Raw genomic sequence first — 22,968 nt, 5'->3', positions numbered from 1 at the left:
GGGGTATCAACATATCTGGCGTTGACTTTTGGCACGCTGTTGAGTTCTCAAGGAACGGACGCTTCCTTTGCGCCTGTTTCACCAGGCCCTCCGGGCGCTTCCCTTCGGTCTTGCGTTTCCGACTCTATCAGATCCTTCCGGACCCGATTTCCGCCGGTCTGCGATTCCGCCTTCCGGCTTCTTCGCTTTCCCACCGTACCAGATCCGTTTCCGCATCCGGCCCCCTGTGAGATCGGGGTCGGCCTTCCCGCTTTCGCTTTCCGGCCTTTCCGACTCTATCAGACCCGGCCCGTTCCGTTTCCGGTTCGAATTCGGTTCCGATTACCCGTCGGAGGGGCTTTGCCTTTCGGCTGATCCGACGCTATCAGATTTCTCTGGGCCGGATTTTCCGTCCCTTTCGGTAAAACCTGCGGACGCAGAAGCGTGCTGCGGTTCCCGTTCGGGCGGAGCCGTAAACCTACTGGAGCGGGGCGCCTGGATGCAAATCCGGGCGCCCCGCTCCGCTTGGGCACGTGCGTACGACCCTGTGCGTCAGACCTCGACGACCACGGGAAGGATCATCGGGCGGCGGCGGTAGTTGTCCGACACCCACTTGCCGACCGAGCGGCGGACCAGCTGCTGGAGCTGGTGGGGCTCCGCGATGCCGTCCTGGGCCGACTTGGCCAGGGCCTCGTCGATCTTGGGGATGACCGCGGAGAAGGCCGCGTCGTCGATGCCGGAGCCGCGGGCCTGGAGGTGCGGGCCGCCGACGATCTTGCCGGTGGTGCTGTCCACGACGACGAAGACCGAGATGATGCCTTCGTCACCCAGGATGCGGCGGTCCTTCAGGTGGGCCTCCGTGACATCGCCGACCGAGAGGCCGTCGACGTAGACATAGCCCGCCTGGACCTTGCCGACGATCTTGGCGACGCCCTTGACCAGGTCGACCACGACGCCGTCCTCGGCGATCACGATCCGGTCCTTCGGCACCCCCGTCAGGGCGCCCAGTTCGGCGTTGGCGCGCAGATGGCGCCATTCGCCGTGCACCGGCATCAGGTTCTTCGGCTTGCAGATGTTGTAGAAGTACAGCAGCTCGCCGGCCGAGGCGTGGCCCGAGACGTGGACCTTGGCGTTGCCCTTGTGGACGACGTCCGCGCCCCACCTGGTCAGGCCGTTGATCACGCGGTAGACCGCGTTCTCGTTACCCGGGATGAGGGACGAGGCCAGGATGACCGTGTCGCCCGGGACGATCCGGATCTGGTGATCGCGGTTGGCCATCCGGGAGAGCGCGGCCATCGGCTCGCCCTGCGAGCCCGTGCAGACCAGCACGACCTCGTCGTCGGGGAGGTCGTCGAGCGTCTTCACGTCGACGACCAGGCCGGCCGGGACCTTGAGATAGCCCAGCTCACGGGCGATACCCATGTTGCGGACCATCGAACGGCCGACGAAGGCGACCCGGCGGCCGTATTCGTGTGCCGCGTCGAGGATCTGCTGGATGCGGTGCACATGGCTGGCGAAGCTCGCCACGATGATGCGCTTCTGGGCATTCGCGAACACCTGGCGCAGCACGTTGGAGATATCGCGCTCGGGCGGGACGAAGCCCGGGACCTCGGCGTTCGTGGAGTCGGAGAGGAGGAGGTCGATGCCCTCCTCCCCGAGCCTCGCGAAGGCGCGCAGGTCGGTGAGCCGGCGGTCCAGCGGCAGCTGGTCCATCTTGAAGTCGCCGGTGTGCACGACCATGCCCGCGGGAGTGCGGATGGCCACCGCGAGGGCGTCCGGGATGGAGTGGTTGACCGCCACGAACTCGCAGTCGAAGGGGCCGATGCGCTCGGTGTGCCCCTCCTTGACCTCGAGGGTGTACGGGCGGATGCGGTGCTCCTGGAGCTTGGCCTCGATGAGCGCGAGGGTCAGCTTGGAGCCGATGAGGGGGATGTCCGGCTTCTCCCGCAGGAGGAACGGGACACCACCGATGTGGTCTTCGTGGCCGTGCGTGAGCACGATGCCGTCGATGTCGTCGAGGCGGTCCCTGATGGACGTGAAGTCCGGCAGGATCAGGTCGATTCCGGGCTGCTCCTCCTCGGGGAAAAGCACTCCGCAGTCGACGATCAGCAACCGGCCGCCGTATTCGAAGACCGTCATGTTGCGGCCGATTTCACCCAGGCCGCCGAGGGGGGTGACCCGCAGGCCGCCCTTGGGGAGCTTCGGCGGACGGCCGAGCTCGGGATGGGGATGACTCAAAAGACTCTCCTCACCATGCGCGCCACGTGCCGACTCGGCTCGTGGCGCGCATGACATTCGTGCACTTGCTGTGTGGCGGTTGTTTGTCCGTGTTCAGTTGTGAAGTCTGTGGTTACAGCTGTACCCCGCCGGCGGCGAGATCTCGCCTGAGCTGTTCCGTCTCCTCCGGGGCGAGCTCCACCAGGGGCAGGCGGAGCGGCCCGGCGGGCAGTCCCTGGAGCGCGAGCGCGGCCTTGGTGGTGATGACGCCCTGGGTACGGAACATGCCGGTGAAGACCGGCAGCAGCTTCTGGTGGATCTCGGTGGCCTTGGTGACGTCGCCATTGAGGTGGGCGTCCAGCAGGGCGCTCAGCTCGGGGGTGACGACATGGCCGACGACCGAGACGAAACCTACGGCGCCGACCGAGAGCAGCGGGAGGTTGAGCATGTCGTCGCCGCTGTACCAGGCGAGACCGGAGCGGGCGATCGCCCAGCTGGCGCGTCCGAGGTCGCCCTTGGCGTCCTTGTTGGCGACGATCCGCGGGTGCTCGGCGAGCCGGACCATGGTCTCGGTGTTGATCGGGACACCGCTGCGGCCGGGGATGTCGTAGAGCATGACGGGCAGCTCGGTGGCGTCCGCGATGGCCGTGAAGTGCTGGAAGAGCCCTTCCTGCGGCGGCTTGCTGTAGTAGGGCGTCACCGCGAGCAGGCCGTGTGCCCCGGCGTCCCGGGCGGCGCGGGCGAGTTCCAGGCTGTGCCGGGTGTCGTTGGTGCCGGCTCCGGCTACGACAAAGGCGCGGTCTCCGACAGCGTCCACCACGGCGCGTACGAGCTGCGCTTTCTCCGCGTCGCTGGTGGTCGGGGACTCTCCGGTGGTGCCGTTGACGACAAGGCCGTCGTTGCCGGCGTCCACCAGGTGGGTGGCGAGCCGCTGCGCGCCGTCGAGGTCGAGGGCGCCATCCGCCGTGAACGGCGTGACCATGGCGGTCAGTACCCGCCCGAAGGGCGTTTGCGGTGTGGAAGTCGGAGCCATGGCACCCACGCTACTCGTAGCTCACCGCCGGATGCGCCTCCGGGGAGCAGGGAGGTGGACTCCGGCACTGCCTGCTCGGGGGTTCAAGCAGTGCCGGGTCCGTTTATTCAGCGTAGATGAAATTCGTAAAATGCCGCAATCCGGACACTTCGCATGGCCGTGCAGCGCGCTGCGGTATCCGGCCCGCCGCCTGGCGATTTACGGAGCGACGCGGCCGTTGGCGTTGAATGCGCCGTACGTGAGCGGCATGAGCTTGGCCCAGTGGGCCTCCATCTGCTCGCCGACCATTTCGATCTCGCGCTGCGGGAACGACGGCACGGCCGCCAGCTCGTGCTGGGTGCGCAGGCCCAGGAAGTGCATCAGGGAACGGGCGTTGCAGGTCGCGTACATGGAGGAGTACAGGCCGACGGGGAGCACCGCGCGGGCGACCTCGCGGGCGACACCGGCGGCGAGCATCTCCAGATACGCGTCGTACGCCCGGCGGTAGGTGTCCTCCATGACCCGGCCGGTGAGCTCGTGCTGGGCCTGGGTGCCCTCGACGAATTCGTACTTCCCGGGTCGTCCCTGCTGGACCAGCTTGCGGGACTCGCCGGGGACGTAGAAGACCGGCTCCAGCTGGCGGTAGCGGCCGGACTCCTCGTTGTACGACCAGCCGACGCGGTGGCGCATGAACTCGCGGAAGACGAAGATCGGCGCGCTGATGAAGAAGGTCATCGAGTTGTGCTCGAAGGGGCTGCCGTGCCGGTCCCGCATGAGGTAGTTGATCAGGCCCTTGGAGCGCTCCGGGTCCTTCTGGAGCTCCTCCAGGGACTGCTCGCCGGCCGTGGAGACGCGGGCCGCCCACAGGACGTCGCTGTCCGCCGCGCTGTGCTTGACCAGTTCGACCGTCACCTCGCTCCGGAAACTGGCGGCTGCGCTCTCGGCGCTCTCGGCGGGTGTGTGGGACACCGGCGGTTCCTTCCGTTCGATCCTCGTGAGCGCCCAGCCTACGACCCGCCACTGACACTCCAGGAAATGCGGCGTGATGCCGCGTAGGGCACAAAACGGACCCCGGTGTCCAGGAGTGGAACGGCGGTTGATATTTTTCACAGAAGTCACTGAAAACGGGCACCAAACGGACGACTTAGACGTCTAACCCTGTGACAGTGCCCACTTCGAGGTTCCTAGGAGAGCCCGCTCATGTTCCGCCGGCGAGAGCCCGTCCCGTTCGCCTTCGTTGCCGAGGCAGACCGGTTCCGCAGCAATGTCAATCCCCCGCCGCGCGAGCGTGCGTCCCGTGCGCAGCTCGTGGGGCAGTCGATGATCACCCTGACGGTGGTGGGCGGCCTGGCCGGCGCCCTGCTGTTCGGGGTTCCGGCGCTTCAGCAGGACAGCTCCGGTACGAACCGGGTGCAGCAGTCCGAGGCCGCGCACCGCTGAACGGGCCGAGCGGGAGGAGCCGCCGAGTGGTTCCGCCCCGCGAGTCCCGATAGCCTCACCGGTCACAGCTTTCGACAGAGTGACCGTAAGTGAGGATCAGCCGTGCCCCTGCCCTTTTTGACGGCCGACCGCGATCTTGACTTCGACCACCGTGCGGCGGAATCGACTCCGCTGCCCCATGACGAGCCCGACCAATGGCGCCGTCCCTACCGCCCAGGACCATGGCGGGTAGGGGCGGCGGCGGTGTTTTTGCTGCTCGCCTCGTTCGTGATGCTCTCCGCGGTGATCATCGCGCTGGCCGGCTCGCTGCCCGGGGCACTGGGCTGTCTGGCGGTGGCGGCGCTCGTGATCGCCTTCGCGGTGCGACTGCTGCGGATAGGTGTGTGGGTGAGCGCGAGCGGCCTGCGGCAGGTCGGGCTGCTCCGTACGACGACGGAGCCGTGGCGCGCCATCGCCGCGGTCCGTACCGTCCAGCAGCCGGTGCGCTGGCTGGGGCTGCCGCGGACCGTGCAGGGGCAGGCCCTGATCATCCACCGGGTGCAGGGCGAGCCGCTGCGGGTACAGGTCACCGACCACAACGGCGACTTCCTGTCCCGTCCGGAGGCGTTCGAGCGGGCCGCGGACGTGCTGGAGGCGTGGGCGGCGGAGTACCGGCCGTAGGAAGCGGAAAACCCCCAGAGAACCCAGAGAACCCAGAGAACCCAGAGAACCAGGGAGCGGAGAACGGCGCCGTCCGGCGGGACGTCGCGGGCCGGGACCGGACGCCGCGATCGTCCCGGGGGCGGCGCCGGAGCGGGCCCGTACGGATTCAGGTCCGTACGGGCCCGTTGTCGTGCAGGGCGATCGCGCGCTGCATGGCCTTGCGGGCGCGCGGGGTGTCGCGGGCGTCGTGGTAGGCGACCGCGAGCCGGAACCACGTACGCCAGTCGCCGGGCGCGTCCTCCGTCTCGGCCTGCCGCTTGGCGAAGACCTCGTCGGCCGAGTCCCGGTCGATCCGGCCGCCGGGGGTACGCCGCAGCTCGTCGACCGGCAGCCCGCCCTCGGCCTCCAGTTCGCGCGCCAGGATGCCGGCCTTGCGGGCGAACTGGGTGGTGTGCCAGAGGAACCAGAGGCCGATGAACGGCAGGATCAGGACGGCGACTCCGAAGGCGACGGTGAGCACGGTGCCCTGCTCGATGAGCAGGACTCCGCGGCTGCCGACGAGGACGAAGTAGACGACCAGCACCGCCGCGAGGGCGAAATAGGTGATCTTTGCGCGCACGGTCGGATCTGCCCGTCAGCCCAGGTCGAGGAAGTTTTCCAGGCCCACTGTCAGGCCCGGAGTGGTCACCACGCGGCGCACGCCGAGCAGGATGCCCGGCATGAAGCTGCTGTGGTGCAGGGAGTCGTGGCGGATGGTGAGGGTCTCCCCCACCCCGCCGAACAGCACCTCCTGGTGCGCGAGCAGCCCGCGCAGCCGTACGGAGTGGACCGGGATGCCGTCGACGTCCGCACCGCGGGCGCCGTCCAGCGCCGTGCTGGTGGCGTCCGGCTGGGCCGGGCTGCCGGCCGCCGCGCGGGCCTCGGCGATCAGATGCGCCGTACGGGCCGCCGTACCGGACGGGGCGTCCGCCTTGTTCGGGTGGTGCAGCTCGATGACCTCGGCCGATTCGAAGAAGCGGGCCGCCTGCTGGGCGAACCGCATGGTCAGCACCGCGCCGAGGGAGAAGTTCGGCGCGATCAGCAGACCCGTGGCGGGGGACGCGGCGAGCTGCTCGCGCAGCGTCGCGAGGCGCTCCTCGGTCCAGCCGGTGGTGCCGACGACCCCGTGGATGCCGTGGGCCAGGCAGAAGGCGAGGTTGCCCATCACCGAGTCGGGGTGGGTCAGGTCGACGGCGACCTGGGTGCCCGACGCAGTCAGCTCGTCGAGCGCGCTGTCCCGGTCCAGGGCGGCCACCAGCTCCATGTCCTCGGCTGCCTCGACGGCGCGTACGGCCTCGGAGCCGATGCGTCCGTGGGCGCCCAGCACCGCCACCCGCAGCTTGCTGCTCATCTCGCTACTCTCCTCGTTTCCGGTCTTCCTGCTCGCGGCACCGGGCACCAGCCGCCCGGTGCCGCCGTTGCCCGCCCTCAGGCCACCGTCTCCCGGAGGCGGTCGGCCTGCCGGTCCTTGAGCGGACCGATGACGGACAGCGAGGGCCGTCCGCCCAGTACATCGCGGGCCACCTCGCGCACCTCGTCCGGGGTCACCGCGGCGATCCGGTCGAGCATCTCGTCGACCGACATCTGCTCGCCCCAGCACAGCTCGCTCTTGCCGATGCGGTGCATCAGCGCGCCGGTGTCCTCCAGGCCGAGGACCATGGAGCCGCGGAGCTGGCCGATCGCGCGGCGGATCTCGTCGTCGGTGAGGCCGTCGGCCGCCACCTTGTCGAGTTCCTCGCGGCAGATGCCGAGCACGTCGTGGACCTGGCCGGGGCGGCAGCCCGCGTACACGCCGAACAGCCCGCAGTCGGCGAAGCCCGAGGTGTACGAGTACACGCTGTAGGCCAGGCCGCGCTTCTCGCGGACCTCCTGGAAGAGGCGGGAGCTCATCCCGCCGCCCAGGGCGCTGTTCAGCACGCTCATCGCCCACCGCCGGTCGTCCGTACGGGCCATGCCGGGCATCCCGAGGATGACATGGGCCTGTTCGGTCTTGCGGTTGAGGAGTTCCACGGCGCCGGCGGTACGGATGGTGCGGGCGCCGGCGCGCGGGGCGACCGGGGTGGCGGCGGAGCCGTCCAGGGCACCGGCCTGCTCGAAGGCGCGGCGGACGAGCCGGACGACCTTGGCGTGGTCGACGTTGCCCGCGGCCGTGACGACGAGGTGCGTCGGGTCGTAGTGCTTCTTGTAGAAGCGGCGGATGCGCTCGGGGGTGAGGGCGTTGACCGTGTCGACGGTGCCCAGGACCGGGCGGCCGAGCGGGGTGTCCCCGAGCATGGTGTGCGTGAACAGGTCGTGCACGCAGTCGCCCGGGTCGTCCTCGGTCATCGCGATCTCTTCGAGGACGACATTGCGCTCGGCGTCGACGTCCTCGGCCTCGATCAGCGAGCCGGTGAGCATGTCGCACACCACGTCGATGGCGAGCGGCAGATCGCTGTCCAGCACCCGCGCGTAGTAGCAGGTGTACTCCTTCGCGGTGAAGGCGTTCATCTCGCCGCCGACCGCGTCGATGGCGGCGGAGATGTCCAGTGCGCTGCGCCGCTCGGTGCCCTTGAAGAGCAGGTGCTCCAGGTAGTGCGTGGCGCCGTTGAGGGACGGGGTCTCGTCGCGGGAGCCGACGTGCGCCCAGATCCCGAAGGTGACCGAGCGGACCGACGGCAGTGTCTCGGTGACGATGCGCAGGCCGCCCGGAAGGGTCGTCCTGCGGACCGTACCGGCACCCGCGGTGCCCTTGAGAAGCGTTTGGGTACGGGCGACGGCCCGCCCCTCCGAAGAGGGGCGGGCCGTCGCACGGTGGGTACGGGACGTCACTTGGCGGTGTCGTCCTTCTGGTCGTCGCCGTCCTCGCCCTCGATCACGGGGATCAGGGAGAGCTTGCCGCGCTGGTCGATCTCAGCGATCTCGACCTGCACCTTGGCGCCGACCGCGAGCACGTCCTCGACGTTCTCCACGCGCTTGCCACCGGCGAGCTTGCGGATCTGCGAGATGTGCAGCAGGCCGTCCTTGCCCGGGAGCAGGGACACGAACGCACCGAAGGTGGTGGTCTTGACGACCGTGCCCAGGTAGCGCTCGCCGACCTCCGGCATGGTCGGGTTGGCGATGCCGTTGATCGTGGCGCGGGCGGCCTCGGCGGCCGGGCCGTCGGCGGCACCGATGTAGATGGTGCCGTCGTCCTCGATCGTGATGTCGGCGCCGGTGTCCTCCTGGATCTGGTTGATCATCTTGCCCTTGGGGCCGATGACCTCACCGATCTTGTCCACCGGGATCTTGACGGTGATGATCCGCGGGGCGTTCGGGGACATCTCGTCCGGCACGTCGATGGCCTCGTTCATCACATCGAGGATGTGCAGACGGGCGTCGCGGGCCTGCTTCAGCGCGGCGGCCAGGACCGAGGCGGGGATGCCGTCGAGCTTGGTGTCGAGCTGGAGCGCGGTGACGAACTGCTTGGTGCCGGCGACCTTGAAGTCCATGTCGCCGAAGGCGTCCTCCGCACCGAGGATGTCGGTGAGGGCGACGTAGTGCGTCTGGCCGTCGATCTCCTGGGAGATCAGGCCCATGGCGATACCGGCGACCGGGGCCTTGAGGGGCACACCGGCGTTCAGCAGCGACATGGTGGAGGCGCAGACGGAACCCATGGACGTCGAGCCGTTGGAGCCCAGCGCCTCGGAGACCTGGCGGATCGCGTAGGGGAACTCCTCGCGGGTCGGCAGCACCGGCACGATGGCGCGCTCGGCCAGCGCGCCGTGGCCGATCTCGCGGCGCTTGGGCGAGCCCACGCGGCCGGTCTCGCCGACCGAGTACGGCGGGAAGTTGTAGTTGTGCATGTAGCGCTTGCGGGTCACCGGGGAGAGGGTGTCCAGCTGCTGCTCCATGCGGAGCATGTTGAGGGTGGTGACGCCCAGGATCTGGGTCTCGCCACGCTCGAACAGGGCGGAGCCGTGCACCCGCGGGATCGCCTCGACCTCGGCGGCGAGCGTACGGATGTCCGTGACGCCGCGGCCGTCGATGCGGACCTTGTCCTTGATGACGCGCTCGCGCACCAGGGACTTGGTCAGCGCGCGGTAGGCGGCGGAGATCTCGCGCTCGCGGCCCTCGAACTGCGGCAGCAGCTTCTCGGCGGCCAGCGCCTTGACGCGGTCCAGCTCGGCCTCGCGGTCCTGCTTGCCGGCGATGGTCAGCGCCTGGGCGAGCTCGCCCTTGACGGCGGCGGTCAGCGCCTCCAGGACGTCGTCCTGGAAGTCGAGGAAGACCGGGAACTCGCCGGTCGGCTTCGCGGCCTTGGCGGCGAGGTCGGCCTGGGCCTTGCAGAGCACCTTGATGAAGGGCTTGGCGGCTTCCAGACCGGCGGCCACGACCTCTTCGGTCGGCGCCTCGGCACCGTCCTTGACCAGCTGGATGGTCTTCTCGGTGGCCTCGGCCTCGACCATCATGATCGCGACGTCGCCGTCGGGCAGCACCCGGCCGGCCACGACCATGTCGAAGACGGCGTTCTCCAGCTCGGTGTGGGTCGGGAACGCCACCCACTGGCCGTTGATCAGCGCGACACGGGTGCCGCCGACCGGGCCGGAGAAGGGCAGGCCGGCCAGCTGCGTGGAGCAGGAGGCGGCGTTGATGGCGACCACGTCGTAGAGGTGGTCGGGGTTGAGCGCCATGATCGTCTCGACGATCTGGATCTCGTTGCGCAGGCCCTTCTTGAAGGAGGGGCGCAGCGGCCGGTCGATGAGCCGGCAGGTCAGGATGGCGTCCTCGGAGGGACGGCCCTCACGGCGGAAGAAGGAACCGGGGATCTTCCCGGCTGCGTACATCCGCTCCTCGACGTCGACGGTCAGCGGGAAGAAGTCCAGCTGGTCCTTCGGGTTCTTGGAAGCGGTGGTGGCCGACAGCACCATGGTGTCGTCGTCCAGGTACGCCACGGCGGAGCCGGCGGCCTGCTTGGCCAGGCGGCCCGTCTCGAAGCGGATGGTGCGAGTGCCGAAGGAGCCGTTGTCGATCACGGCTTCGGCGTAGTGGGTCTCGTTCTCCACCAGGAATATCTCCTCGTCTGCGTCCGCCGCCCGTGTGGCGGCGGACCGTCTGCGGCGGAGCGCCGTGCGGGCCGGTCTTCGATCGAAGCACCCGGTGTGATGCCGCATGGTGTCGTCCATGAGCCACCCGGGGGCCACTACCGAGGACCGGCGGCCAGGAAGCGCTCCACCCATTCGCTTTTGCGATATGGCACCAGACTACAAAGCTTCCGTCCACCTCGTGATGGTGGAAGCGTCCGGTACGTACGGCAAAGGGAGCGGCCCCCGGTGGGAACCGCTCCCTTTACGGCGTCTTACTTGGCGCCCGCCGCGCCGCGGCGGATGCCGAGGCGCTCGACCAGCGCACGGAAGCGCACGATGTCCTTCTTCGCCAGGTACTGGAGCAGGCGGCGGCGCTGGCCGACCAGCAGCAGCAGGCCCCGGCGGGAGTGGTGGTCGTGCTTGTGGGTCTTGAGGTGCTCGGTCAGGTCCGAGATACGGCGGGAGAGCATCGCCACCTGAACCTCGGGGGAACCGGTGTCACCCTCCTTGGTGGCGAACTCGGCCATGATCTGCTTCTTCGTAGCGGCGTCGAGCGACACGCGGTACTCCTCAGTGTGTGGTTTCGGCCCTTGAGCGCCCCTGGATTTGCCGCACAGGGAATCTTTGATGACTCGATAAGGCCGTCGCCCAGAGTACCAGCTGGAAACGGCCCCCCGACCAGGTGGTCGGGGGGCCGCCATTGGAGTGAGCGGGGCCGTCGCTAATTGCCGGTGAGGCCGCGCACGGTCGCGTACACATCAAGGACCGCCAGGCACAGCGGCACCAGGGACAGCAGGACCAGGCCGTCGAAGATGTCGAAGATCCGGCCCCAGAAAGGGGTGACGCCCTTGCGCGGGACGATCAGGCCCACGCCGACCAGGAGGGCGGCGCCGGCCGCGATGCTGGCGGAGAACCAGACCGTGCGGATGTTCAGCGGACCGGAGTCACCGAACTTGCCGAGCTCGATGAAGATGTCGAGCGGCGGGTGCAGCGCGATGCCCAGGATGAGCAGGACGACCGTGAGGATGCCGGCGATGGTCAGGCAGGCGACCTGCGCGGTGTAGTCGAAGAGCCGGGCGCGGAGCATGATCGTGATGCCCGCGGCCAGCGCCATCAGCTGGGCCCAGCCGTTGTCCGAGAAGCCCAGGACCACGCCGGCCGAGCCGACGACCAGGGCGGAGCAGCCGGCGACGAGGCCGAGCAGCAGCTCGTGGCCGCGGCGGGCCTGGTTGCCGATCTTGACGAAGTCGACCGACTCGGTCTCTCCGGACCGGTCGCCGTCGTAGGAGCCCTTGGCGATCTGGTCGGGCGACTTGTAGCCGATGGGCAGCCGGGCGAACCGCGCGGAGAGTCCCGGCAGCCAGGCGACCAGGGCGATGGCGACGACGGCGGTGACGGCGGCGACCTCGCGGGGCGCGGCGTCGGTGAGGATCGCGGCGAAGACCGCGAGGGTGCCGATGGCGGAGAGGAAGGCGGCCGCGACGAAGGGCGCGTCGCCGCGCGGCAGCAGGACCACCAGGAGCACGGAGGCGATCAGTACCGTCACGCAGCCGACGAGGAGGTGCAGCCGGCCGGGGCCGGAGCCGGCCTCCACCGGGAAGATGCCGGAGCCGGCGAGCAGCAGATGCGGCAGGGCGGCGAGGCCCAGGGCGATGGACGAGCCGTGGTCGTCGTAGACCCGGGCGCGGACGCCGGCCAGGGCGACCAGGACGATGCCGGTGACGCCCGCGATGATGCCGGGCAGCCGGTGCATATCGCGGTCGACCGGATTGGAGAACCAGAGCGCGAACGCCATCATCACGAGCAGCAGCACGCCGGCAGTGAGGCCGACGAAGTTCATGAGGTCGTCGCTCCAGCGGTTGCGGTTGCGCTTGACCGCGGAGGCGACGGCGTCCGAGACGTCGTCGAAGACCGGGAGGGGCAGCGATTCGGCGAACGGCTTCAGCAGGAGGAGGTCGCCGTCCAGGATCTGCTGCTGGGCGAGCGACTGACCGGCGTCGAGTACGGTGCCGTCGCGGCGCACCAGGTGGTAGCCGGTGGGGGCGCCCTCCGCCTGGGACTGTCCGGAGAGCCGCAGGATCTCCGGATAAATGTCGACGAGTGCGACGTCCTCCGGCAGTGCCACATCGATCCGTGCGTCCGGCGCGGCGACGGTGACCCGGCAGAAGCCGGTGCCTGTGCTCGTACTCACCTGGCGGTTCCCCCTATCCGTTGGGTGTTCTGTTCGCGTGCGCGCCCTATATATGGAGAGCCGTTGTACGGGCCGTTCCTGAGCCGCGTGTGGAGCCTTCGTCGCAGGGCCGGGCGCGTTCGCGGGGCGTCAGCGTACCGTCCGGTTCGGCGGCTGCCCCACCCACCCCGAAACTCGACTACTCACAGTAGGATCAACGCCTGCGTCGGGCCAAGGACTTGGCTCGGGGGACCGTCAGACCAACGGGGGCGGTCCGAGACTGCGAGATGCATGAAGGACTGATGCCTCGGTGAGCGTTGTCATCGTCAAGCGCCCGCCCCGCGCGCTGCCACCCGAACTTCCCGGTGCGGAGGTGATGCTGGAAGCGCCTCCGGAACTCCCCCGCGAGGGCGAGCAGGAGAACATGCTGATGATGTTCATGCCCATGATGGGCATGGGGTCGTCGGCGGCCTTCCTCTTCATGGGCGGCCAGCCGTTCATGAAGATCATGGGCGGCGTCATGGTGGTGTCCACTCTGGCGATGGCGATCGTACAGATCGTCAAGGCCCGGCAGGGGCCTTCCGGACAAATGCTCCAGGAACGCCAGGACTACCTCAAGTACCTTACCCAGAAACGGAAAGAGGTACGGCGCACCGCCCGCAAGCAGCGCGACGCCCAGCTGTTCACGCACCCCGAGCCGGGCCAGCTGTGGTCGATCGTGGCCGAGGGCAAGCGGGTGTGGGAGCGCCGGGCGAGCGATCCGGACTTCGCCCAGGTCCGGCTGGGGCTGGGTCCGCAGCAGCTGGCCACGCCGCTGAAGGCTCCGGAGACCGCGCCGATCGACGAGCTGGAACCGCTCACCGCGCACGCGATGAAGGAGTTCCTCGACAAACACGGACATCTGGAGAATCTGCCGCTGGCGGTCTCGCTGCGCGCCTTCTACCACCTGACGGTCTCCGGTGACCCGGACACCGTCTACGGCACCTCGCGCGCGATCCTCGCCCAGCTGTGCACGCTGCACTCGCCCGAGGACCTGGTGGTGGCGGTCGTCGCCTCGCCCGGTGCGCAGGCGGAGTGGGAGTGGACCAAGTGGCTGCCGCAGGTCCAGCACAAGTCCGTGGACGGCGCCGGCTCCCGCCGGCTGGTCGTCGGGGACCTCGGTGAGATAGAGGAGCTGCTGGCGGACGAGCTGGACGGCCGCGGGCGGTTCAACCCGCAGGGCGTTCCGGTGAGCGACACCCCGCATGTGGTGATCGTGCTGGACGCCGGTGAGGTGCCGATGGACTCGGCGATCGCCGGGGCCGAGGGCCTTCAGGGCGTCACCATCCTTGAGGTCGTACCGGGCGATCTGGACGAGATCCGCGGCGGTCTGGCCGTGCAGGTGTGGCCGGGCAAGCTGGTGCTGGAGTCGGCGAGCGGCGCGGTCTACAACGGCGTCTGCGACACCCTGTCGATCCCCGAGGCGGAGGCGCTGGCGCGTCAGCTCGCGCCGCTGCGGGCCGGTTCGGGTGCGGACGGCGAGGAGCCGCTGCTGTCCAACCTGGACTTCACGGACCTGATGAACATCGGCGACGCCGGCTCCGTCGATGTGTCGCGCACGTGGCGGCCGCGCACGCTGCACGAGCGGCTGCGGGTGCCGATCGGTGTCGACAAGGACGGCCAGCCCGTCATGCTCGACCTCAAGGAGGCTTCGCAGGAGGGCATGGGCCCGCACGGTCTGTGTGTCGGTGCGACCGGTTCCGGTAAGTCGGAGGTGCTGCGCACCCTGGTGCTCGCCCTCGCGGTCACCCACTCCTCGGAGACGCTCAACTTCATCCTCGCGGACTTCAAGGGTGGCGCCACCTTCACCGGGATGTCCGAGATGCCGCACGTCGCGGCGGTGATCACCAACCTCGCCGACGACGTCAGCCTGATCGACCGCATGCGCGACTCCATCACCGGTGAGCTCCAGCGCCGTCAGGAACTGCTGCGCTCGGCGGGCAACTACGCCAACATCACCGACTACGAGAAGGCGCGGGCCGCCGGTGCCCCGCTGGACCCGCTGCCGTCGCTGGTGATGGTGCTCGACGAGTTCTCCGAGCTGCTGACCGCCAAGCCCGACTTCATCGACATGTTCATCCAGATCGGCCGGATCGGCCGGTCGATGGGTGTGCACATGCTGCTCGCCTCGCAGCGTCTGGAGGAGGGCAAGCTGCGCGGTCTGGACACGTTCCTCTCGTACCGGCTGGGTCTGCGGACGTTCTCCGCGGCCGAGTCGCGTACCGCGATCGGTGTGCCGGACGCGTACCACCTGCCGAACGTCCCGGGTTCCGGCATCCTCAAGTACGACACCGAGACGATGGTCCAGTTCAAGGCCGCGTATGTCTCGGGGCCCTACCGCGGGCCCGGCGTCGGCGGGGGCGGGGGCGGCAGCCGTACGAACCGGCAGCCGGTGCCGTTCACGGCGGCCCCGGTCGTCGAGCAGATCATCGAGGATCCCGGTCCTGTCGAGCCGGCCGAACCGCAGCAGGACGACGCGCTGGCCGACACGGTGCTGGACGTCATCGTGCAGCGGATGCAGGGGCAGGGCCCGCCGGCGCACCAGGTGTGGCTGCCCCCGCTGGACGAGTCGCCGACCGTCAACCAGCTGCTCCCGGCGCTCGCGGTCACCCCCGAGCGGGGCGTGCACGCACCGGAGTACACCGCGCTCGGCAAGCTCGTGGTGCCGGTCGCGCTGGTGGACAAGCCGTTCGAGCAGCGGCGTGACGTGATGTACCTGGACTTCTCCGCGGGTGCCGGTCACGGCCTGGTCGTGGGTGGTCCGCAGTCCGGTAAGTCGACGCTGATCCGGTCCGCCATCGCCGCGTTCGCGCTGACCCACACCCCGGCCGAAGTGCAGTTCTACTGCCTGGACTTCGGCGGCGGCGGCATGCTCGCCCTGGAGGGGCTGCCGCACGTCGGCGGCGTCGCCTCGCGACTGGACGCGGAGAAGGTGCGCCGTACGGTCGCCGAGGTCGTCGGCATCCTCAACGAGCGTGAGGAGTTCTTCCGCGCGAACACCATCGACTCCATCGGGACCTACCGCCAGCGGCGGGCCGCGGGCGCCTTCCCCGACCAGAAGTGGGGCGACGTCTTCCTGGTCATCGACGGCTGGGGCACGTTCAAGACCGACTACGAGCAGCTCGACCCGGTGATCCTGGACATCGCCGGCCGCGGTCTCGGTTTCGGTATCCACCTCATCGTCGGCGGCTCGCGGTACACGGAGGTACGGCCCGCGCTGCGTGACCAGCTCCTCAACCGTGTCGAGCTGCGCCTGGGCGACCCGATGGAGTCGGAGTTCGACCGCAAGCGCGCGGAGAACGTCCCGATGGGCAAGCCCGGCCGCGGGATGTCCCCCGAGAAGCTGGACTTCCTGGCCGCGCTGCCGCGCCTGGACGGGATCAGCGACACGGAGTCGCTCAGCGACGGCATGGCGAATCTGGTGGCGACGGTCAGCGAGCACTGGCAGGGCGAGCCCGCCCCCAAGGTGCGGATGCTGCCGACGCTGCTGCACGTCAACGAGCTGCCCAAGGGCAGCGACTTCCCGGAGCACGGCATCGCGATCGGGGTCGACGAGACGACGCTGTCGCCGGCGTTCATCGACTTCGAGACCGATCCGCTGCTGGTCATCTACGGCGAGAGCGAATCGGGCAAGTCCTCGCTGCTGCGCCTGCTGACGAGGCAGATCGCCGAGCGGTACCCGCAGGAGAAGGCGCTGATGGTGGTCTCCGACTACCGTCGCGCGCTGCTCGGCGAGGTCCCGGAGAGCCATGTGTACAAGTACTGCGCCGCGGGGCCGCAGTTGCAGGAGGTCATCAGCGGTCTGGCCGGTTCGCTGGGCCGCCGGATGCCGGGCCCGGACGTCACACCGGAGCAGCTGCGCAACCGCAGCTGGTACGACCTGCCGGACGCGTTCGTGATCGTGGACGACTACGACCTGGTGGCGACCAGCAGCGGCAATCCGCTCCAGCCGCTGCTGGAGTACCTGCCGTTCGCCCGTGACCTGGGTCTGCGCCTGATCCTGGCGCGCAGCTCGTCGGGGGCCGGCCGGTCCTCGTTCGAGCCGGTGATGCAGCGCACCAAGGAGCTCGGCGCGCAGGGTCTGATCCTCTCCGGTGACCCGGGTGAGGGCCCGCTGATGGGCAACATCAAGGCGCAGAAGCTGACGCCCGGCCGGGCGCACTTCATCACGCGTAAGCGTGGCGCGCAGCTGGTCCAGACGGGCTGGCTGCCGACGAACGGCCGCTGACCGGCCGTCCGGACCCACCGCGGCGGTGGGGCGTCCCTCCTGGAAGGCGCGCCCCACCGCCGTTTCTCGTGTCCGTCGCGGCGGCGGGCCGGAGCGCGGCGGCCAGGGTCAGCCGAAGGCGCCGTGCCGGCCGACGTCGGGTCCGGACCCCTCGGCCGCCGCGGAGCCGCCCCGGGGCCCGGCGGCATCGGGCGGGGTGCTCGCCGCGCCGTCGGCCGCGGCCGTCCGCTCCGGCCGGGCGCGCTGTTCCGGCGGGCCCGTCCGCCGCTGCCCGGCCGCCTGATCCTGCCCGGCGGCCGGGTCCGTGCCGGGCGGGCCCGTCCGTACACCCTTGGCGATGCCCTCGCCGCCGCGCGGCCCCGCCCCCTTGGCGGCGTCCGCCCCCGGCGGTCCGAACGGGTCGGGCCCCTGCGGCGCCGTCGAGTCCGCCCATTCCTGGCGTACGGGCGGCCGTTGGCCCTGGCCGCCCCCGCCGCCTCGCTTGCCGAACGCGCCGCCCAGCGAGGAGGCGAGCTGGCCGAGGGCCATGAAGCCGTACGCGGCGTCGGTGCCCGAGGACCGCGTGCCCTGGGCGGAGTCGTCCACGGGCGGTGCGCCATGGTCCGCCCCGTCCCCGCTGCCGGCGGCGGGTGCGGCGGCGGCCGTCTCCAGTTCCGCGGCGGCCAGTTCGAACGCGGGCAGGGAATCCTCGACGGACCGCTTCAGGCGGTGCCAGTCCGCGGCGAACGCCTCGCCCGCCGGGCCGTGCCAGTTGGCCGAGGTGGCGTCGCCGACGTGCCGGTCCAGACCGCGGACGAGTCCGTCGAGATGCTTGCCCATGTCCCGCCAGCCGGCCGCCGCCTCGTGCAGCGATTCCGGGTTGCGCCGCTCCGTCACCGGACCCTCCGCATCGTCTCGGCCAGCTCTTCCTCGGCCGCCCGGGTGTTCGCGACGGTCTCCTGGATGCCGCCGCCGACCTCGGCGAGCCGCTCTTGCAGATGGCCGAGGGCGCGCTCGGCCGCCTCGTACCGCTCACGGAACGGCCGGGCCGCCTCCTGGCTGCCGAAGCCGTCGCGCAGCGCCTCCGCGTCCGCTTTCCGTCGGAATGCGGTCAGCTGCCGCCCCAGCTCATCCGCGTATATCTCGAAAGTCGCACCGAGTTCATGCAGCGCCTCGGTACTGATCCGGACCTCATCGGACACTTTCTCTCCCCCAATTCACTGACGGCGGACTGCCGGACACCGCCACAGGTCTAGCACACCCGCCCGCGGTCCGAAGTCCCGCCGAACGGCCGGAGAACGGAGTGCGGAATACATCCGGATCAATGGGCGGCAATACCGACAACCCCGCCTTGTCCTCATGGTCGTGCGGTACGTGCCCGTCATTAGACTCAGGACGCCGGTGCAGCACACGCGGTTGCTGTGCCACCACGTTCAAGGGGGCAGACATGAGCAGTGAGCGGCAGATCCAGGACGAGGACCTGATGGACGTCGCCCAGGATCCGGAGCAGGCGCACCGGCTGCGGAAGGCACTCAAGACTCTGGCGGACAACCCCCATGTCGGGGGCAAGCTCCAGGAGATGGCCCAGGAGGTGCTCGCCGGGCGGATCGGTATGCGGGACGCCATCCAGACGCCGGGCTACATGGACGCGCTGGGCGACCGGATGAACGAGATCCGGCGCGCGGCGGAGAACCAGACGCAGGCGGAGCGGGAGGCGTCGCGCGAGCAGTTCGCCGCCTGGCAGAAGCAGCAGGAGGAGCAGGAGGACAAGGAGCGCGCCGAGCGCGACGGTCCCACCGGCGACATCGTCGGCACGCCGCGGCGCGGCGGCCGGGGCGGCGCCGGTCACCGGGGCTGACGACACCGCGCCCGCGGGGCCGGTCCGGTGCCACGAGTACGGCGGACCGGCCCCGTATGCGCGATCCGTGCACGTACGCCTACTCCGTACGGAAGGAAATGGATTGCCGGACCGGGTAATCGGGCGCCGGCCACGGGATATCGCCCGGTCCATTCCTTCCGGGCCTTCCGGTCTTTCCCGTGTTTCCGGTCCTTTCCATCCTTCCGTTCTCTCCGCGCCCCGCCCCCTATTCCGTACGGGGTGGTCCCGTTTTCCGCGTACGTCCGCGGACGGTGAGCGGGCCGGGTGCGGTCCGCGTGGTTTCCGTCACCGCCCCGAGTTCCGGTCCTGGTCCGGATTCCGGCCTGGTCCGGCGCTGATTCCGGTTCCGGAACCGCCGTACCCCGGCGGCGCCGGGAGCGCGTCCCGGATCATAGGATCTGCCGGGCAGAGACAGGAATCCACGACGCGGGAGGGCGGTATTCATGGGGGACGGGGACACCGTGAACGCCTCGGGCCGGGGACGGGCCGCCACGGCCGGATACGCACCGCATCCGTACATCGGCGGCCGCACCGCCGTGCTCCGCGCGCTCGCGGCCTGGCGGATGCGGTGGCCCGGTGCGCCCCGCGTCGTCGTGCTCACCGGCAGCCCCGGGAGCGGGCGTTCGCGGCTGGTCACCGGCTTCCTGATGCTGTGCGACCCCGAGTACCGCGAGCGGCTGCCGCTGGACGACCTGGATCCGGCCACCGTGCCACCCGACCTCCCGCCGCCCGCCGTACCCAGCCCCGTCGGGCGCACCGCGGCCCAGGTGCTGTGGACCCTCGCCGACCACTTCGGCCTGCCGGCCGTCGGCGCGGACGACATCTTCACCGGACTCGGCGCTCGTGCGGAGCCCGTGACGATCGTGGTACCCGACGTGGACACGGCCGGTCCGGTACGGGCCGCGAACGAACCCGCCCGCCTGGTACGGGACGTACTCGTCCCGCTCGCCGCCACCGGCACCGTCCAGCTGCTCGCCGACGTACCCCGCGAACTGGCCGCCGAGCTGGCCAGTTCGCTGCCGGCCGGGCAGGCACAGCTCATCGACCTCGACGACCCCGAGTGGGCCGACCCCGAGGGACTGGTACGGCACGCCGAGACCGCGCTCACCCCGGCCGCCGGCGCCGCCGCGCCCCCCTGCACCGCCGATCGGGCCGCCCGCCGGGCGCTCGCCGAGGCGATGGCCGGGCGCGCCGGAGGGAGCCGGCTGACCGTCCAGCTCGCCGTCCGGTCACTGCTGGCGCACCCGGCGAACTTCGATCCGGCGGACGCGTCCCAGCTGCCGGGGAGCGTCGGTGAGGCGCTCGATCTGCACGCCCGCCGGCTGGGGGCCGATCCGCGGACCCTGCGGCTGATGCTGGCCCCGCTGGCGTTCGCCGAGGGCGAGGGGCTGCCCGTCCAGCTGTGGGGCGCGCTGGCGGACGCCGTCGCCGGACGGGACATGAGCCGGGACCTCGCCGCCGGCATGCTGCTCACCGCCCCGTTCGTCCAGCCGGTCGAGACGGCGGTGGCGCGCGGGACGGACGGGGCGGGGGCGGACGAGGCGGCGGACGGTCCCGGCGCCGGGGCGGCGGACGGTCCCGACGGGGCCGCGGACGAGGGCCGCACGGTACTGCGCCTGACGCACCCCGCGCTCGCCGAGGAGATCCGCGCCGGTCTGCCGGACGCCCGCGACGCGCAGACCAGGATCGCGATGGCGCTGCTGGCGGCCGTGCCCGGTCAGGACTGGTCCCGGGCCGATCCGTACCTCCGCGACCACCTCGCGGCGCACACCCTCGACGCCGGTCTGCTCCCCCAGCTCCTCACCGACCCGGGCCTGTTCACGTACGCCGATCCGGTGTCGCTGCGGGCCGCCGTCGAGGCCGTACCGTTCGACGCGCTGGGTGCCCCGGCCCGTACGTATCTGCGTACCGCTCCCCTGCTCACCCGTACCCGGGCGGCGGCCGGTATGCGGGCGGCGCTGCTGGAGACCGCGTTCGTGGAGGACGGGCTGACGCCGTACGCCGAGGTGCTGCACGGCCTCGGTCTGGACCTGCCGTGGCGCACGCTGTGGAGCGTGCCGCTCACCGGGGTCACCGGGGTGACGGTCGGGGCGCTCTCCGGGCAGGGCGGGGACGGTACGGGTACGGGGGCCGCGGGAGCTTCGGGAGCGACGGAGGGTTCGGCCGGTGCGTCCGCCGCCCGTCCGGTGGTCGCCCTTCTCGTCCCGGAGGGCACGCCCGGCTCGCGTCCGGTGCCCCGGCCGGCGGGCAGTGACGCCGGGAGCGGCGGTCCGGCGCTGCTCGTCCACGATCTGCTGCGGCCGGAGTACCTCGACGCCGACCCGGCACGGGTGCTGACCCCCTCGGACGAGGCGCGGGCGGCGGGGCCGTTCGGGCTCAGCCGGGGTGCCGACTATCTGCGGGTGTGGTCCCGGGAGAGCGGGGACGTGGTGGCCGCCCTGATCTCCGACACCCCTTTCATCGGCGCCGACCTGTCGCCGGACGGTGTCCTCGTCGTCGCCACGGAACGCGGCGTGACCGCCCGGCAGATCACCGCGGCCGTACCGCCGGCCACACCCGCAGCCGGCCCCACCGTGCCCGCGCAGTCCGCCCGCGTCCCGGATGCCGGCGCTTCCCACGGCCTCGAAGGAGACCCCTCGTGATCACCCAGGCGCAGGCCCACGCCATCGCCGCCCGCTGGCTCGACCCCGAGGGGCGGCAGGGTCCGCCGCGCGAGGTCGCCATGCGGGAGTTCGACCTCGGCTGGGTGGTGTGGGCGGTACCGCCGTCCTCGCCGGGAGCCCTGCCGGGAGCCCCGCGGGGCGGACAGTCCCGCCCGTCCCAGGAGGCCGCTGCCACGGCGGCTGCGGACGGAGTCGGCGGCGCGGCGGCCGGTCCCGCGGCGGCCGCTGCCGCGTACGGAATCGTCGACCGGAGGTCGGGCGAGCTGACCGTCTGGCCGTCCGCACCGGTCGACGACATCGTGCGGAGGTATCAGCGCGAGCGCGGCACCGGGACGGACCCGGCTCCGGCGGCCGCACCCGCCTCCCCCGCGGAGCCGCCGGTCACCGGCCCCGGCAACACGGCCGTCGCCACCTACCGCGACCCGTCCACCGGTGAGGTGATCACCCTCGCCCGTGTCTCGGCCCCGGGCCTGCCGCCCGCCGAGTACCAGCTCGCCGACGAGCTGCGGCAGCTGGGCGTACGCGGCGAGGACGTATCGGCGGTGCACACCGATCTGCGGCCCGCGCCGCTGCCCGGCGGCTACCCGGCCGACTTCGTCGTACGGGCCTTCCCGAACGCCGCGTTCACCTGCACCGAGGGCTACGGCCCGCGGCCCGAGGAGCGCGCCGCGGGCGTCGCGGGGCTGCTGCGGCACATCGCGCTGACGTATCAGCTGGCGGGCCGGCCGGCACCGCCGCGGCCGCACCGGGTGCCGGTGCCCCGGCACGTCACGGCCGCGGAACCGATGAGCGACACGGCGCTCGGCGAACACCTCGTGGAGGTCTTCGGGCCGCGGGGTGTGGTGCGACCGGACGCCGACGCCCTCGCCGCGACGCCGTTGCCCGGGGCCACGCGGGAGACCTTGCTCGCGGCCGGGCTGCCCGCTCTGGTGCCGTACTTCTTCACGGCGGACCGCGCCGACGATCCGCCGGCCGGGGGGCTGTTCACCGATGCGGCCACCCACCTGCGGGAGGCTGGCACCGAGGCCCGGGAAGCGACGCTGGAGGCCCTCGCCGGTTACGTACGGCTCGGTACGGACGGGGCCTGCGCGATCGCGGTGCGGTGCACGGCGCCGGAACAGCACCAGAGCCTGCTCGGCACCGTCTGGGCGGTGCGTCCGTCGTCCGGCGGCGGCCGGTTCGTCAACCGCACGCTCGCCGCGTATGTGCGCTCACTCGCCCTGCTGGTCGTCACCCGGCACCAGCTGCGGGGCATGGATCCGTACGCGGCGGGTGCGGCGGTCGCCGCCTTCCAGGAGCGGCTCGCGGCGATCGACCCCTGGGCGCTGGACGACGACGGCAACTGGTGGTCGCTGGTTCTCGACCAGATGTGGCACGGGTTGTTCTGAGCGGTCTTCGCCCGGGTGGGCGCCGGTTGTTGCGACCGGCCCTCGGCCCGGGTGGGCGCCGGTTGTTCCGACCGCTCCTCGCGCGGGTGGGCACGGTTCGTTCCCATTGTTCCCACCGGATGTCGCTCATGTGGGGCGCGGTTGTTCCCACCGGATGTCGTCCATCTGGGACGCGGGTTGCTCCCACCGGATGTCGCCATCTGGGACGCGGGTTGTTCCCACCGGATGTCGTGCCGCTTCCCCACGGATGG

17 protein-coding genes are annotated in these 22,968 nt (G+C 70.8%); 6 read left to right on the top strand and 11 right to left on the bottom strand.

Features of this window, described 5'->3' with window-relative positions; all coding sequences use genetic code 11:
- Positions 1-531 precede the first annotated feature (531 nt).
- From ACLJWH_RS23880 to thyX, 3 genes are all read right to left on the bottom strand, one after another.
- Positions 532-2,217 carry a ribonuclease J gene (locus tag ACLJWH_RS23880; RefSeq protein WP_411143766.1) on the bottom strand — a complete coding sequence of 562 codons (1,686 nt, stop codon included), beginning with the start codon at positions 2,215-2,217 and terminating at the stop codon, positions 532-534.
- Between the two features lie 112 nt (positions 2,218-2,329).
- Complete coding sequence (dapA, locus tag ACLJWH_RS23875; protein WP_411143765.1) at positions 2,330-3,229, bottom strand: 4-hydroxy-tetrahydrodipicolinate synthase; 900 nt, start codon at positions 3,227-3,229, stop codon at positions 2,330-2,332.
- A gap of 198 nt (positions 3,230-3,427) precedes the next feature.
- On the bottom strand, positions 3,428-4,177 hold the full coding sequence (gene thyX, locus ACLJWH_RS23870) for an FAD-dependent thymidylate synthase (protein WP_381723213.1): 750 nt from the start codon (positions 4,175-4,177) through the stop codon (positions 3,428-3,430).
- 231 nt (positions 4,178-4,408) lie between these two features.
- Between thyX and ACLJWH_RS23865 the strand changes: the two genes are divergently transcribed.
- Entirely contained in the window at positions 4,409-4,648 is a 240-nt protein-coding gene (locus ACLJWH_RS23865; protein WP_381723214.1) for a hypothetical protein, read from the top strand.
- A gap of 102 nt (positions 4,649-4,750) precedes the next feature.
- Entirely contained in the window at positions 4,751-5,308 is a 558-nt protein-coding gene (locus tag ACLJWH_RS23860) for a phage holin family protein (RefSeq protein WP_411143764.1), read from the top strand.
- Positions 5,309-5,456: 148 nt separating this feature from the next.
- Here the strand turns inward: ACLJWH_RS23860 and ACLJWH_RS23855 are convergent, their stop codons facing one another.
- The 6 genes from ACLJWH_RS23855 to eccD all read right to left on the bottom strand — a co-directional run bounded on the left by ACLJWH_RS23855 (position 5,457) and on the right by eccD (position 12,562).
- Positions 5,457-5,909, bottom strand: a complete 453-nt coding sequence (locus tag ACLJWH_RS23855) for a hypothetical protein (RefSeq protein WP_397842175.1) — start codon at positions 5,907-5,909, stop codon at positions 5,457-5,459.
- A 15-nt stretch (positions 5,910-5,924) separates the two neighbouring features.
- Positions 5,925-6,680 (bottom strand): 4-hydroxy-tetrahydrodipicolinate reductase, encoded by a 756-nt coding sequence (gene dapB / locus ACLJWH_RS23850; protein WP_052861238.1) that lies wholly within the window; start codon positions 6,678-6,680, stop codon positions 5,925-5,927.
- Between the two features lie 77 nt (positions 6,681-6,757).
- Positions 6,758-8,137: a M16 family metallopeptidase gene (locus ACLJWH_RS23845; RefSeq protein WP_411143763.1), complete on the bottom strand. Its 1,380-nt coding sequence runs from the start codon at positions 8,135-8,137 to the stop codon at positions 6,758-6,760.
- On the bottom strand, positions 8,134-10,350 hold the full coding sequence (locus tag ACLJWH_RS23840; protein ID WP_411143762.1) for a polyribonucleotide nucleotidyltransferase: 2,217 nt from the start codon (positions 10,348-10,350) through the stop codon (positions 8,134-8,136). The genes ACLJWH_RS23845 and ACLJWH_RS23840 overlap by 4 nt, the downstream gene beginning before the upstream one ends.
- A gap of 293 nt (positions 10,351-10,643) precedes the next feature.
- A complete protein-coding gene (gene rpsO, locus ACLJWH_RS23835; protein ID WP_411143761.1) occupies positions 10,644-10,931 on the bottom strand; it encodes a 30S ribosomal protein S15 in 288 nt (95 codons plus the stop codon).
- Between the two features lie 161 nt (positions 10,932-11,092).
- Complete coding sequence (gene eccD, locus ACLJWH_RS23830; protein ID WP_411143760.1) at positions 11,093-12,562, bottom strand: type VII secretion integral membrane protein EccD; 1,470 nt, start codon at positions 12,560-12,562, stop codon at positions 11,093-11,095.
- Positions 12,563-12,851: 289 nt separating this feature from the next.
- Here eccD and eccCa point away from each other — a divergent pair, with 289 nt between their 5' ends.
- Positions 12,852-16,808, top strand: coding sequence for a type VII secretion protein EccCa (gene eccCa, locus ACLJWH_RS23825; protein ID WP_411143759.1), 3,957 nt, complete (start codon positions 12,852-12,854; stop codon positions 16,806-16,808).
- Between the two features lie 108 nt (positions 16,809-16,916).
- Here the strand turns inward: eccCa and ACLJWH_RS23820 are convergent, their stop codons facing one another.
- Positions 16,917-17,684 carry a WXG100 family type VII secretion target gene (locus tag ACLJWH_RS23820; RefSeq protein ID WP_411143758.1) on the bottom strand — a complete coding sequence of 256 codons (768 nt, stop codon included), beginning with the start codon at positions 17,682-17,684 and terminating at the stop codon, positions 16,917-16,919.
- Entirely contained in the window at positions 17,681-17,989 is a 309-nt protein-coding gene (locus ACLJWH_RS23815) for a hypothetical protein (RefSeq protein ID WP_411143757.1), read from the bottom strand. The genes ACLJWH_RS23820 and ACLJWH_RS23815 overlap by 4 nt, the downstream gene beginning before the upstream one ends.
- A 245-nt stretch (positions 17,990-18,234) precedes the next feature.
- Between ACLJWH_RS23815 and ACLJWH_RS23810 the strand changes: the two genes are divergently transcribed.
- The 3 genes from ACLJWH_RS23810 to ACLJWH_RS23800 all read left to right on the top strand — a co-directional run bounded on the left by ACLJWH_RS23810 (position 18,235) and on the right by ACLJWH_RS23800 (position 22,717).
- Positions 18,235-18,645, top strand: coding sequence for a hypothetical protein (locus ACLJWH_RS23810; RefSeq protein WP_411143756.1), 411 nt, complete (start codon positions 18,235-18,237; stop codon positions 18,643-18,645).
- Positions 18,646-19,109: 464 nt separating this feature from the next.
- Positions 19,110-21,308: an ATP-binding protein gene (locus ACLJWH_RS23805; RefSeq protein ID WP_411143755.1), complete on the top strand. Its 2,199-nt coding sequence runs from the start codon at positions 19,110-19,112 to the stop codon at positions 21,306-21,308.
- A complete protein-coding gene (locus tag ACLJWH_RS23800; RefSeq protein WP_411143754.1) occupies positions 21,305-22,717 on the top strand; it encodes an SUKH-4 family immunity protein in 1,413 nt (470 codons plus the stop codon). Before ACLJWH_RS23805 ends, ACLJWH_RS23800 begins: the two co-directional genes overlap by 4 nt.
- The last annotated feature ends 251 nt before the right edge of the window (positions 22,718-22,968 follow it).

This window comes from Streptomyces sp. x-80, from assembly GCF_046549095.1.
Lineage (GTDB): Bacteria > Actinomycetota > Actinomycetes > Streptomycetales > Streptomycetaceae > Streptomyces > Streptomyces celluloflavus.
The sequence above is the reverse complement of the archived record's forward strand: the minus strand, read 5'-3'. Positions and strand labels throughout refer to the sequence as shown.